Here is a 13,396-nt window from a genome sequence, read left to right on the forward strand (position 1 = left end):
GAGCCGGACGGAAGAGGTGGGGCATGAACGCCGAGGAGATCGAGGCGGGCAGGGCGCGCTGGCAGGCGCGGTTCGACCGGGCCGCCAAGCGTGAGTCGGAGTTCCGGACGCTCTCCGGCATGGAGGTGGAACCCGTCTACGGCCCGCCCGGGGAGGACCCGCGCTTCGAGCGCATCGGCTGGCCCGGGGAATACCCCTTCACCAGGGGCCTGCACGCCACCGGCTACCGCGGCAAGACGTGGACCATCCGGCAGTTCGCCGGGTTCGGCAACGCCAGGCAGACCAACGAGCGCTACAAGATGATCCTGGGGGCCGGCGGCGGCGGGCTGAGCGTGGCCTTCGACATGCCGACGCTCATGGGCCGCGACTCCGACGACCCGCGCTCGCTCGGCGAGGTCGGGCACTGCGGCGTGGCGATCGACTCCGCCCAGGACATGGAGCTGCTGTTCGACGGCATCCCGCTGGGCGACATCACGACCTCCATGACGATCAGCGGCCCCGCCGTGCCGATCTTCTGCATGTACGTCGTCGCGGCCGAGCGGCAGGGCGTGCCGGTCGGCAGGCTCAACGGCACGCTGCAGACCGACATCTTCAAGGAGTACATCGCGCAGAAGGAGTGGCTGTTCGCCCCCGAGCCGCACCTGCGGCTGATCGGCGACCTGATGGAGTTCTGCGCCGCGGAGATCCCGGCCTACAAGCCGCTCAGCGTCTCCGGCTACCACATCCGCGAGGCGGGCTCCACGGCCGCGCAGGAGCTGGCGTTCACCCTGGCCGACGGCTTCGGCTACGTGGAGCTCGGCCTGTCCCGGGGCCTCGACATCGACGTCTTCGCCCCCGGCCTGTCGTTCTTCTTCGACGCGCACATCGACTTCTTCGAGGAGATCGCCAAGTTCCGGGCCGCCCGGCGGATCTGGGCCCGCTGGCTGCGCGACGTCTACGGGGCCAGGACCGACAAGGCCCAGTGGCTGCGCTTCCACACCCAGACGGCGGGGGTCTCGCTGACCGCGCAGCAGCCGTACAACAACGTGGTCCGCACCGCGGTCGAGGCGCTCGCGGCCGTGCTCGGCGGCACCAACTCGCTGCACACCAACGCGCTGGACGAGGTGCTGGCGCTGCCCACGCAGAAGGCCGCCGAGATCGCGCTGCGCACCCAGCAGGTGATCATGGAGGAGACCGAGGTCGTCAACGTCGCCGACCCGCTCGGCGGGTCCTGGTACGTCGAGGCGCTCACCGACCGCATCGAGGCCGAGGCCGAGGCGATCTTCGCGAAGATCCGGGACATGGGCTCCGACGGCTCGATGACCTCGGGCATCCTGCGCGGCATCGAGGACGGCTGGTTCATGTCGGAGATCGCCGAGGCCGCCTTCGACTACCAGCGCAAGCTGGAGAAGGGCGAGAAGCGGATCGTCGGGGTGAACTGCCACACCGCCTCCGCCGAGGAACCCCTAGAGATCCTGCGGGTCAGCCACGAGGTCGAACGGGAGCAGAACCGGGTCCTGGCCGCCCGCCGCGCCGCCCGCGACCAGGATGCCGCCGACGCCGCGCTGGCCGCGCTGGTCCGGGCCGCCGAGGGCGAGGGCAACATGATCCCGGCCATGCTCGACGCCGTCCGCGCCGAGGCCACCCTCGGCGAGATCTGCGACGCCCTGCGCGGGGTGTGGGGGGTCTACACCGAACCCGCGCGCTTCTGACGGACTTCCCCGCCGTGCCCCGCCGTGCCCCGCCGTTTCCCGTCGGCCCCGGCCCCTCGCGGGCGCTCCCGGGCGCGCGGAGTACGGCCGGGCCCTCCTCATGCGGCAGGATTGGAGGTATGAGCCCAGCGGATTTCACTCCTCGACCCGGATCGCTCTACGGTGCCGTCGACCTCGGCGCGCGCAAGCAGGCGCTGGAGGCGCAGGCGCGCAGGGAGACCACCGCGCAGCAGACCGGAGGCGTCCCGGCGCAGGTCATCGATGTCGACGACGCCAGCTTCGCGACGGAGGTCGTCGAACGCTCCATGAACAGCCTGGTGCTGCTGGAGCTCACCGTCACCCGGGCCGAGCAGGCCAGGGACTACAGCCTCCTGCTGGAGAAACTGGCCGCGGAGAACGCCGGCCGGTGGGTGCTGGCCCGGGTGGACGTCGAGGTCAGCAGGCAGATCGCGCAGGCGCTCCGGGTGCAGAACGTGCCCGCCCTGTACGCCATCTTCCAGGGGCAGCCGGTGGCCGTCGTCCCGGGCATCGCCACCGAGCCGCAGCTGCGCGACTGGCTCACCCAGCTCATGGAGGCCCTCGCGCAGTACCTCCCGCCGCCCGCCGAGGGGCAGGAGGGCGAGCCCGCCTCCCAGGAGCCTCCGGTGGACCCGGACGTCCTCGCGGCGGAGCAGGCCATCGACGCCGGCGACCTCGACGGGGCGACGGCGGCCTACGAGCGGCTGCTGGCCCGCTCCCCGAACAACGAGGACGCCAAGCTGGGACTGGCCGGGCTGGGCCTGATCCGCCGGACCACCGGCGTCGACCCGGCCGACGTGGAGCGCCGCCTGGCCGACCCCGCCGACGTCGCGGCCCAGCTCCTGGCCGCCGACTTCGAGATGCTCTCCGGTGAGGTGGACGCCGCCTTCGACCGCCTCGTCGGGGTCGTCCGCCGGACCTCCGGCGACGACCGCGACAAGGCCAGGGTGCACCTGCTCGGCCTGTTCGAGACGCTTCCCGGTGACGACCCGTCCGTCGTCAAGGCCCGCAGGAACCTCGCCTCCGCACTGTTCTGAGCCGCGCCCGGAAGCCCGCGTACACCCGATCGTGACCGTGCCCGCGGACCCCGGCAGGCGGTCCGCGGCACGGACACCCGTCCGTTGGTGGCACGATGGAGGCATCCCGAACCGGGCTTGTCGCGAAGGAGCGGATTGACCGTGGCCACCGTGCCGAGTGTGTCGTACTCCATCACCGTGCGCCTCGAGGTGCCCGCCGGCGGCAAGGCCGTCAGCCAGCTCACCCACGCCGTGGAGTCCGCCGGGGGCGTGGTCACCGCGCTCGACGTGACCACCGCCGGGCACGAGACCCTGCGCATCGACGTCACCTGCGCCGCCCGCGACACCGACCACGCCCAGGCGATCGTGGACCAGCTCGACGCCGTCGAGGGCGTCGTCCTGCACAAGGTCTCCGACCGGACCTTCCTCATGCACCTCGGCGGCAAGATCGAGATGCAGTCCAAGGTGCCGCTGCGCACCCGTGACGAGCTCTCCATGGCCTACACGCCCGGCGTCGCCCGGGTCTCCATGGCGATCGCCCGCAACCCCGAGGACGCCCGCCGCCTGACCATCAAGCGCAACAGCGTCGCGGTGGTCACCGACGGCTCGGCCGTGCTCGGCCTGGGCAACATCGGCCCGGCCGCCGCGCTCCCCGTCATGGAGGGCAAGGCCGCGCTGTTCAAGCGGTTCGCGGGCATCGACGCCTGGCCGATCTGCCTGGACACCCAGGACGTCGACGAGATCGTGCAGATCGTCCGCGCCATCGCCCCCGGCTTCGGCGGCATCAACCTGGAGGACATCTCGGCGCCGCGCTGCTTCGAGGTGGAGCGGCGGCTGCGCGACCTGCTGGACATCCCGGTCTTCCACGACGACCAGCACGGCACCGCGATCTGCGTGCTGGCCGCGCTGACCAACGCGCTGCGCGTGGTCGGCAAGGAGCTGAGCGGGGTCCGGGTCACCCTCGCCGGCGCCGGCGCCGCCGGCACGGCCGTGCTCCGCCTGCTGCTCGCGGCCGGGGTCCGCGACGTGGTCGTCTGCGACTACCTGGGCGCCGTGCACCTGGGACGCGAGGACCTGGACGACTCGCTCCGCTGGATCGCCGAGCACACCAACGCCGAGGGCTACTCCGGCGACCTGCGCGGCGCGGTCAAGGGCGCGGACGTGTTCGTCGGAGTGTCGGCCCCCGGCATCCTCAGCGGCGACGACATCGCCACGATGGCCGAGGACGCCGTGGTCTTCGCGCTGGCCAACCCCGAGCCCGAGGTCTCGCCCGACGACGCCCGCGAGCACGCCGCCGTGGTCGCCACCGGCCGGTCGGACTACCCGAACCAGATCAACAACGTGCTGGCCTTCCCGGGCGTCTTCCGCGGCCTGCTCGACGCGCAGGCCAGCGTGGTGACCGAGGAGATGCTGCTGGCCGCCGCCCGGGCGCTGGCCGCGGTGGTCACCGACGAGGAGCTCGGCCCCAACTACATCATCCCCAGCGTCTTCCACCCGGACGTGGCGGGCGCGGTCGCGGCGGCGGTGCGCGAGTCGGCCGGCGGCCGGGCGCGCACGGGCATGACCGAGGCGTAGCCCCCTCCCGGCACCTCCGGACCCGCCCCACCCGCCCCGCCGGGCCGTACGGCGGGCGGGACCGGAGCCGATTCCGGGCCACGGCGGGGCAAGGCGGGGGGTAAGGCGGCACGATCCGCGTCCAGCCATCATGATGGGTGTATGGCGGAGGCGATCTATGTCGGCGGGCTGCTGGTGGCGACACCTCAGCTGGAGGATCCCAACTTCCGGCGTTCCGTGGTCCTGATCCTGGAACACGACATCGACGGGGGCACTCTCGGGGTGGTGCTCAACCGCCCGAGCGACGTCTCGGTGACGCAGGTGCTGCCCAGCTGGGACGCCCTGGTCACCGGCCCGCCCGTGCTGTTCCAGGGCGGGCCGGTCCAGACCGACAGCGCGCTGGCGCTGGCCGCGGTCCCGAGCGGGCAGGAACCGCTGGGCTGGCGGAGGCTGCACACGGGGGCCGCCGCGGTGTCGCGGCTGGGGACCGTCGACCTCGACGCCCCGCCGGAGATCCTCGCGGGGGAGATCGCCCAGATGCGGATCTTCGCCGGTTACGCCGGATGGACCGGCGGGCAGCTGGAGGCCGAGATCGGCGACGGCGCGTGGTACGTCGTGGACGCGGAGCCCGGCGACACCTTCCACGCGGCCCCCGAGACGCTGTGGCGCGCGGTCCTGCGCCGCCAGCGCGGCGAGCTGGCCTACGTGGCCACCTGCCCCGACGACCCCTCGATGAACTGACCTGCGGGGCCGCGTGACGGGGCCTGCCGCGAGGGGCGGTCCCAGCCGGGGCGCAGGGAGCGCTCGGCCAGGGCGAGCATCTGCTCCAGGCGTTCGGTGAGGGCGCCCAGGTCGTCGGCACTCCGAGCGGTGCAGTGCTCGAGGCCGACCCGTGCCACGGTGGTGAACAGGGCGACCACGAAGTGGGGGAGGTGGTCGTCGGGGGAGACGCCCTCACGCCGCGCCACCTCGGCGATCAGCCGCCGCTCGTTCTCCATCATCCGGCGGACGTTCCCGGCGAAGAGCGCGGGGGTGACCTCGATCAGCTCCCGGGCCCTGAGGAACCTCGCGACGTCGGTGGGCTCCCCCTCCCTCAGCTCGGCGACGACGGCGCGCATGGCGTGGCCGAGCGCGGTGAACGGCGCCTCCCCGGCGGGGCGCGCGGCCAGTTCCCTCAGCATCACCTCATGCCCGTCGACGGGAAGGGAGAGCGCGACGTCCTCCTTGGTCGCGAAGTAGCGGAAGAACGTGCGGGGCGAGACGTCGGCGGCGGCCGCGATCTGGTCGACGGTCGTGGCCTCGTAGCCCTGGGCCGCGAACAGTCCGAGAGCGGCGTCGACCAGCGCCAGCCGGGTTCGCTGCTTCTTGCGCTCGCGTAGGCCGGGCTGACTCATGGTTGTCATCTCCTCGCAACATATGCTGCAGAGTCTGCCATATGTCATGCCGTGCCTCATAAAACGATTTGTCATGTGTCAGTCCCTGCCATAAATTACCGACCGTCAATGTCCCAAGATGGGACGTATCCAGTGATGGGGGGACCCTTCCATGGCTCAGGCCAAGACGGTGGCGACACCGCCGCCATCGGATCGGAGTGCGTCGAGGCAGGGTCATCCATGGCTCACGCTGCTGGCGGTCTCGCTCGGCGTGATGATGGTGATGCTCGACGGCACGGTCGTCGCGATCGCCAACCCGGTGATCGGTGCGGAGCTCAAGGCCTCGCTCGGCGACCTGCAGTGGGTGACCAGCGGTTACCTGCTGGCGCTGGCGGTGTTCCTGATCACCGCGGGCAAGCTCGGCGACCTGTTCGGGCACAAGCGGATCTTCATGATCGGCATCGTGGGCTTCGCCCTCACCTCGCTGGCCATCGGCCTGAGCGACTCCATCGGCATGCTGATCGCCTTCCGCGTGCTGCAGGGCCTCTTCGGCGCGCTGCTCCAGCCCGCCGCCCTCGCCCTGCTCCGCGCGGCCTTCCCGGCCGAGAAGCTCAACATGGCGATCGGCGTCTGGGGCGCCACGATCGGCCTGTCCAGCGCGGCCGGCCCCATCGTCGGCGGCCTGCTGGTGGAGAACGTCAACTGGCAGTCGGTCTTCTTCATCAACGTCCCGGTCGGCGTCGTCGCGCTGGTCGTCGGCCTGCTCGTGATCAAGGAGAGCCGGGCCGACTCCCTGTCCAGGGTCGACTGGCTCGGCGTCGTGCTGCTCTCCGGGGCCATGTTCTGCCTGATCTGGGCGATCATCAAGGCTCCGGAGGACGGCTGGGGCGACACCCGCACGCTCGCGTTCCTCGCCGGGGCCGCGGTGCTCGGCGCCGCGTTCGTCTGGTGGCAGGGCAGGGCCGCCGAGCCGCTGGTCCCGCTCAGCCTCTTCCACAACCTATCGGTCTCGATCGGCACCGTGCTGATGGTGCTGATGGCCTTCTCGATGTTCGGCGCGATGTTCTTCCTCACGTTCTACTTCCAGGGCGTGCACGGCCTCGACCCGCTGGACGCGGGCATCCGCATGCTCCCCATGAGCGCAGGCATGATCGTCGCCTCTCCGCTGGCGGGCGCGGCGATCAGCAGGTTCGGCCCGAAGATCCCGATCGCGGTGGGCATGCTGATCACCGCCTCCGCGATGTTCCTGTTGTCCCGCCTGGGCCTGGAGGACGGCTACGTGGCCAGCGCGATCCCGTTCGTGCTGCTCGCCTTCGGCCTCTCGCCGGTCATGGTCGGCGCCACCGAGATCATCGTCGGCAACGCCCCCGAGGAGCTCAGCGGCGTCGCGGGCGGCATGCAGCAGTCGGCGATGCAGGTCGGCGGCTCACTGGGCACCGCGGTGCTCGGCGCGATCGTCGCGGGCAAGGTGGGCGACGTGCTCCCCGGCTACTGGAGCGAGGCGAAGCTCCCCCCGCTCCCCCCGGAGCAGATGGAGCTCGTCAAGCAGGGCGCGTCCTTCGCCGAGGCCGGTGCGCCCCCCGGCACGCCCGAGCCGATCGTCCAGGCGATCACCGGCGTGGTGAACTCGTCCTTCCTGGACGGCATGCACCTCGGCTTCCAGGTCAGCACGGGCGTCGCGGTGCTCGCGGCCCTGCTCGCGCTGCTGGTCAAGGCCGGCCGCAAGACCGAGGGCGCCCCGGTCCACATGGGTTGAGGCGCCCCGCCCGCCGTACGGCCCCCGCCCCCGGATCCGTCCCGGGACGGGGGCCGTATCCGTTGCCCCGAGGTGGCGGACGGGTTGCGGAACCCGGATCGGCGCGGGACCCGGCGGAGCGGGGACATAAAATCGACAGGGTGAGCACGAAGATCCTTCCTGAGAGCGACGTCCGGCCGAACCTGTCGCACGGCGACGGCGACCACGAGCGGTTCGCCCACTACGTCGAGAAGAACAAGATCATGGAGAGCGCGGTCACCGGGACCCCGGTGCGCGCGCTCTGCGGCAAGGTCTGGGTGCCGAACCGTGATCCCCAGAAGTTCCCGGTCTGTCCCGAGTGCAAGGAGATCTACGAAGGGCTGCCGAAGGGCGAGGACGACAGCGGCAAGGAGTGAGTGTCACTCCCGGTCGATCGCCCCCGATGAGGTTACGGTCAGGATGGCGCTGGAGACCATCCGGCCAGGTCAGACCACTCATCGGGGGAGTGCATGGTTGCGCGTGCGATCGCCGTCGTTTCGGCATGCCTGTTGACGGCGGGCGCCGTTCCCGCCTCCGCCCCGCCACCGTCGCGCCTCGCGCCCGCGGCGGTACCGGACGGATGCGAGACCGGCGCGCGGACCGCGCACCCGGCGGCCCGGACGGCCCGGACGGCCCGGGAGACTCCGCTGATTCCGGCGACCCCGGTGGGTTTCGCGACCTCGGCGGGTTCCGTGGCCCCGGCGGCCCCCGACACCCCGGGCCGGGGGATCGAACCGCACGCTCCAGGCCCGGAGCAGGTCGCCGAGATGCTCGCCGACCTCGACCGGCACCGGCCGGCGCAGCGCCGCGCGCCCGCGGAGACGGTCACGGTGCCGGTCTGGGTGCACGTGATCACCAGCGGGCGGTCGGGCGCGTCCGACAGCGCGGTGCGCAGCCAGGTCGCCACGCTCAACGCCGCCTACGGCGGCCGGCTCGGCGGGGCCGACACCGGCATCAGGTTCCGGCTCGCCGGGATCACCAGGACGAACAACCCGGCCTGGTTCACCAACCCGATCGCCAACGAGGACTCGGTGAAGCGGCTGCGCAGGGGCGGCGCGGAGACCCTCAACCTCTACGTCGCGCAGCTCAGCCGGCTGGTGCTCGGCTACTCCACCTACCCCTACTGGTACATGAACGAGCCCCGCGCTGACGGCGTCGTCGTCGACTGGCGCAGCCTGCCCGGCGGGACGCTGCGCAACTTCGACCGCGGGTTCACCGCGGTCCACGAGATCGGCCACTGGCTCGGGCTGCTGCACACCTTCGAGAACGGCTGCCAGACGCCGGGCGACGGGGTGGCCGACACCCCGCCCCAGGCGGCGGCGACCGAGGGCTGCCCCGTGGGCAAGGACACCTGTCCCGGAGACGGGCCCGACGCCGTCCACAACTTCATGGACTACTCCTACGACACCTGCATGTCGCAGTTCACCGCGGGACAGGGGGCCAGGATGAGGGAGTCGTGGAGGCTGTACCGGGCGGCGGGACCGGACATTAACCTTGACAGGTGACAGCACCGAAGACTCTCGACACTCCGTACGCCCCTCCCCGGATCTTCGGCCCGCGCTACCGGACCGCGACCCTCGGCATCCTGCTCGTCGTCACCCTGATCGCCTTCGAGGGCATGTCGATCGGGGCGGTCATGCCCGACGTCTCGAAGGACCTCGACGCGCTCGACCTGTACGGCATGAGCTTCTCGGCGTTCCTCATCGCCGGCCTGTTCGCCAACGTGGCCGCCGGGCTCTGGTCCGACCGGCGCGGCCACGCCGTACCGTTCCTGCTCGGCGTGGCCCTGTTCGTGACCGGCATGGTGATGGCGGGCGCCGCCGGGTCGAAGGAGGTCTTCATCGCGGCCCGCGCGGTCCAGGGGCTGGGCGGCGGCGCGGTCATCGTCGCGATCTACGTCATGATCGTGCGGGTCTACCCGCCGGAGGCCCGGCCCAGGGTCTTCGCCGGGCTCTCGTCGGCCTGGGTGCTGCCCGCGCTGGTCGGACCCGGCCTCGGCGGGCTCATCGCCGACACCGTCGGCTGGCGCTGGGTCTTCTACGGGATCGTCCCGCTGGTGGTCCCGGCCCTGGTGATGCTGCTGCCCGCGCTGCGCGGCGGCGACGGGGACACCCCGGAGCCGGGCACCGGACCCCGCTCCCGGCCGCTGCGGATGACCCTCGCGGCGCTGGCGACGGCCGCCGGAGGCGGCACGCTGCTCTACGGGGTCGAGCGGCTGGACACCGCCCCGCTGCCCGGCGGAGCCGCCACCGCCGCCGGACTGGTCCTGCTCGCCGCGGGGCTGCCCCGGCTGCTGCCCCCGAAGGCCCTGCGGTTCGGCCGGGGACTGCCCACCACGGTGATGATGCGCGGCGTCCTCGCCTCGGCCTTCTTCGGGGTCAACGCCTTCATCCCGCTGGTGCTCAAGGAGGAGTTCGGCTTCAGCACCACCCAGGCCGGGGTCGCGCTCACCATCGGCGCCCTGGGCTGGAGCGGCGGTTCCTACCTGCAGACCCGGCGCGAGTTCGACCGGCCCACCCTGGTACGGCTCGGCGCCACGGCGGTCACCGCGGGCATCCTGCTGACGGCGCTCGCCCTGCTCCCCGGCATGACCGGATGGATCATGGCGCCCGCCTGGATGGTCGCCGGGTTCGGCATGGGCATCGGCACCACCAGCGTGAGCATCACCACCATGCGCCAGTCGCCCGACGACGAGCAGGGCGCCAACTCCGCCGCGCTCCAGGTCGTCGACACCCTGGGCGGCGCGCTCACCATCGGGTTCGGCGGCGTGCTGGTGAACCTGATCGGCCACGACGACATCGCCACCGGGTACACCGCGATCATCGCCATGACGGCGGCCATCGGGGTGCTCGGCACGGCCGTCGCCGGCCGCATGCGCGACCTCCCCTGACCGGGCCGGCCCGTCCCATATCGGAGATCGCCTATGGCCGGACCGCGGCGGGCGAGGCATGGTAGGACGGAAGGCCGGGACCACCGGGAGGAGGAGGCGTGGGCGAACCACCCCACCGCGCGTGGCCGCCGGAGGAACCCCCGCGGCGGGCCCGCGACCCCCGCCGGGCACGGCCGTACGGGGCGCCGGTGGACAGGGCCGCGCCCCCCGGGCCGTCCGCGCCTCCCGTGCCCCCCGCGTCCCCGGCGCCTCCCGCGCCGCCCGACCTGGAGGCCCTGCGGCCCGGCCAGGCGTGGCCGCCCCGGCAGAGCGGATGGAGCCCCGCCAGGCCCGGCAGCGCGGGCCCGCCCGGCCCGGACGGGGGCGAGGACCTGCCGCCCTCGGCCCGCCGGTACGGCATGCCCGCGACGCCGTCCGGCCCCCGGATCCCGCGCCGCCTGCGCCGCCTCCTGCTCGGCCTCCTCGCGTCGGCGGCCTGCGCCGTGATCACCGCGGGCGTCGTGACCGCGGTGCTCCGGGCGCTGCCCGCCCCGGAGCCCGCCCGGGTGACGGACCGGGCCGCGGGCGTCGGCTACCCGCTGCCCGAGGGGTGGCGGACCGGAACGGCGCCCCCGGTCACCGGGTTCACCTCGGTGGCCGGAGACGGCCGGACGGCGACGGTGCTGGTCCGGCCGGGCGGCCGGGTCACCGACGCCCGCGAGGCCGCGGTCACCCTCGCCGACCTGTACGGCAGGCTCCTGCTCCACGGTGACGAGGTGAAGGTCGAGGACGACCGGACGATCACCGTGGGCGGGCGGACCGGGCACAGCCGGACCCTCCGGGCGGAGTACCGCGACGTGGTGAACCGCCCCGCCTACCTGCGTGTGGTGTTCCTCACGGCGAGCGCGGGCCGGCCTCCCGTGGTCGTGCTGGCGGTCGCCAAACCGGACGGCCCCCGGACGCGTGCCGAGATCGACGCCGTGCTCGCCGGGGTCCGCTGAGCCCCGTCGGCACGGCCGCGGCGCGGCGGGAGCACGACCGCGGGGGGAGCGCTCCGGGCCCCGGCGGGACCGGAGGGCGATTCCCGGCGGGTCCGCGCGGATCGGGGCCGATCGGCGCGCCCGGCCGGTGACGCAGATTAGTCTGTTGAGATTGTGAGTGAGCCAAGCGAGCGGACCATCAGACACGGCAGGCCCGTCGACGCCCCGACCGGCCGTCAGGCGAGGAGGGGCGCATGAGCACTTTCGCCGCCTCCCACCTGCCTCCCTCCTACCCCGAGAGGGCCGCCTGGGGCACCGCGCCGAAGCTCCGCGCCTGGCAGCAGGAGGCCTTCGACCTCTACCTCAGGCGCGAGCCGCGCGACTTCCTCGCGGTCGCCACGCCGGGCGCGGGCAAGACGACCTTCGCGCTGCGCATCGCCAGCGACCTGCTGTCGCGGGGGATCGTCCGGGCGGTGACGATCGTCACCCCCACCGAGCACCTCAAGCAGCAGTGGGCCGACGCGGCCGGGCGGGTCGGCATCCCCATCGACCCCGAGTTCAAGAACAGCCAGGGCGCGACCTCCCGTGACTACACCGGGGTGGCCGTCACCTACGCCCAGATCTCGATGCACCCGGCGCTGCACCGCGCCCGGACCGAGGCGCGCAAGACGCTCGTCATCTTCGACGAGATCCACCACGCGGGCGACGCCAAGTCCTGGGGCGACGGCGTGCGCGAGGCCTTCGAGCCCGCCGCCCGCCGGCTGGCCCTGACCGGCACCCCCTTCCGGTCCGACGTGAACCCGATCCCGTTCGTCACCTACGCCGAGGACGGCGAGGGCGTGCGGCGGAGCGTCTCCGACTACTCCTACGGGTACGGCCCGGCGCTCGCCGACGGCGTCGTCCGGCCGGTCATCTTCCTGGCCTACGCCGGAGAGATGCGCTGGCGGACCCGCGCGGGCGACGAGATCGCCGCGACGCTCGGCACCCCCCTCACCAAGGACCAGCTCGGCCAGGCGTGGAAGGCCGCGCTCGACCCGAAGGGCGACTGGATCCGGCAGGTCCTCCAGGCCGCCGACCGGCGGCTGACCGAGGTCCGCCGGGGCGTGCCGGACGCGGGCGGCCTGGTGATCGCCACCGACCACGAGACGGCCCGCGCCTACGCCCGGCACATCCGCGCCATCACCGGCGAGGGCGCCACGGTCGTGCTCTCCGACGACCCCGAGGCGTCCAAGAAGATCAAGCAGTTCTCGGCGTCGAAGGACCGCTGGCTGGTGGCGGTCCGCATGGTCTCCGAGGGCGTCGACATCCCGCGCCTGGCCGTCGGAGTCTACGCCACCAGCACCTCGACGCCGCTGTTCTTCGCCCAGGCCGTCGGCCGCTTCGTCCGGGCCCGCAAACGCGGCGAGACGGCCTCGGTGTTCCTCCCCTCGGTACCGACCCTGATGGGCCTGGCCGGGGAGATGGAGGCCGAGCGCGACCACGTGCTCGACCGCAAGCTGCCGGAGGAGGGGCTCGACGACTTCCTCGTCGAGGACGCCAACCGCAAGAAGGACAATCCCGACGTCCTGGGTGACGAGCTGCCGTTCGAGACCCTGGAGGCGGTCGCCACCTTCGACCGGGTGCTCTTCGACGGCGGCGAGTTCGGCACGGCCGCCGAACCCGGCTCACCCGAGGAGGAGGACTTCCTCGGGCTGCCCGGCCTGCTGGAACCCGACCAGGTGCGGACCCTGCTCAGCAAGCGCCAGTCGGAGCAGCTCAAGGCCGGCCGGAGCAGGCCCGAGCCGAAGGAGCCGCAGCTCGCCCCGCACGAGCTGATCGCCAACCTCCGCAAGGAGCTCAACGGCCTGGTCGGCGCGTGGAACCACCGCACCGGGCAGCCTCACGGGGTCATCCACGCCGAGCTCCGGCGTGCCTGCGGCGGCCCCGCCATCGCTCAGGCGACCGCCGAGCAGGTCCAGGCACGGATCGACAAGATCCGCCAGTGGGCCACCCAGCGGTCGCGCTAGACCATCCCGGCGACCGCCCGGCGTGCAGGGCGGTCGCCCCCGGGCCGAGCGGTTCCGGCCGGTGCGGGTCGGCCGCCTCGTCCTCATGGCGACCGGCAGACCCGGTGCGACCGCT

11 protein-coding genes are annotated in these 13,396 nt (G+C 72.9%); 10 read left to right on the forward strand and 1 reads right to left on the reverse strand.

Annotated features, from left to right (window positions below):
• Positions 1-23 precede the first annotated feature (23 nt).
• From icmA to IEZ07_RS18350, 4 genes are all read left to right on the forward strand, one after another.
• Positions 24-1,691, forward strand: a complete 1,668-nt coding sequence (icmA, locus tag IEZ07_RS18335; protein WP_191895863.1) for a coenzyme B12-dependent isobutyryl-CoA mutase large subunit — start codon at positions 24-26, stop codon at positions 1,689-1,691.
• Positions 1,692-1,810: 119 nt separating this feature from the next.
• The gene (locus tag IEZ07_RS18340) at positions 1,811-2,746 is read left to right on the forward strand and encodes a co-chaperone YbbN (protein ID WP_189238307.1); all 936 of its coding nucleotides are present in this window, start codon (positions 1,811-1,813) and stop codon (positions 2,744-2,746) included.
• 141 nt (positions 2,747-2,887) lie between these two features.
• Entirely contained in the window at positions 2,888-4,300 is a 1,413-nt protein-coding gene (locus IEZ07_RS18345; RefSeq protein ID WP_068895289.1) for an NAD-dependent malic enzyme, read from the forward strand.
• Positions 4,301-4,441: 141 nt separating this feature from the next.
• Positions 4,442-5,020 carry a YqgE/AlgH family protein gene (locus IEZ07_RS18350; protein ID WP_068894894.1) on the forward strand — a complete coding sequence of 193 codons (579 nt, stop codon included), beginning with the start codon at positions 4,442-4,444 and terminating at the stop codon, positions 5,018-5,020.
• On the opposite strand, the gene IEZ07_RS18355 is transcribed toward IEZ07_RS18350, so the two are convergent.
• Positions 4,981-5,673: a TetR family transcriptional regulator gene (locus IEZ07_RS18355; protein ID WP_239320136.1), complete on the reverse strand. Its 693-nt coding sequence runs from the start codon at positions 5,671-5,673 to the stop codon at positions 4,981-4,983. The genes IEZ07_RS18350 and IEZ07_RS18355 overlap by 40 nt on opposite strands.
• Before the next feature lie 151 nt (positions 5,674-5,824).
• Between IEZ07_RS18355 and IEZ07_RS18360 the strand changes: the two genes are divergently transcribed.
• The 6 genes from IEZ07_RS18360 (at position 5,825) to IEZ07_RS18385 (ending at position 13,281) form a co-directional block, all read left to right on the forward strand.
• The gene (locus tag IEZ07_RS18360) at positions 5,825-7,408 is read left to right on the forward strand and encodes an MFS transporter (RefSeq protein WP_191895865.1); all 1,584 of its coding nucleotides are present in this window, start codon (positions 5,825-5,827) and stop codon (positions 7,406-7,408) included.
• Between the two features lie 140 nt (positions 7,409-7,548).
• Positions 7,549-7,803, forward strand: coding sequence for a DUF3039 domain-containing protein (locus IEZ07_RS18365; protein ID WP_068894900.1), 255 nt, complete (start codon positions 7,549-7,551; stop codon positions 7,801-7,803).
• 288 nt (positions 7,804-8,091) lie between these two features.
• On the forward strand, positions 8,092-8,931 hold the full coding sequence (locus tag IEZ07_RS18370; protein ID WP_239320133.1) for a zinc metalloprotease: 840 nt from the start codon (positions 8,092-8,094) through the stop codon (positions 8,929-8,931).
• Positions 8,928-10,316: an MFS transporter gene (locus IEZ07_RS18375; RefSeq protein ID WP_191895866.1), complete on the forward strand. Its 1,389-nt coding sequence runs from the start codon at positions 8,928-8,930 to the stop codon at positions 10,314-10,316. The genes IEZ07_RS18370 and IEZ07_RS18375 overlap by 4 nt, the downstream gene beginning before the upstream one ends.
• 98 nt (positions 10,317-10,414) lie before the next feature.
• A complete protein-coding gene (locus tag IEZ07_RS18380; protein WP_191895867.1) occupies positions 10,415-11,296 on the forward strand; it encodes a hypothetical protein in 882 nt (293 codons plus the stop codon).
• A 233-nt stretch (positions 11,297-11,529) separates the two neighbouring features.
• Positions 11,530-13,281 (forward strand): DEAD/DEAH box helicase, encoded by a 1,752-nt coding sequence (locus tag IEZ07_RS18385; protein WP_191895868.1) that lies wholly within the window; start codon positions 11,530-11,532, stop codon positions 13,279-13,281.
• The last annotated feature ends 115 nt before the right edge of the window (positions 13,282-13,396 follow it).

Origin of the sequence: Planomonospora parontospora (assembly GCA_014647935.1) — a bacterium.
Lineage (GTDB): Bacteria > Actinomycetota > Actinomycetes > Streptosporangiales > Streptosporangiaceae > Planomonospora > Planomonospora parontospora.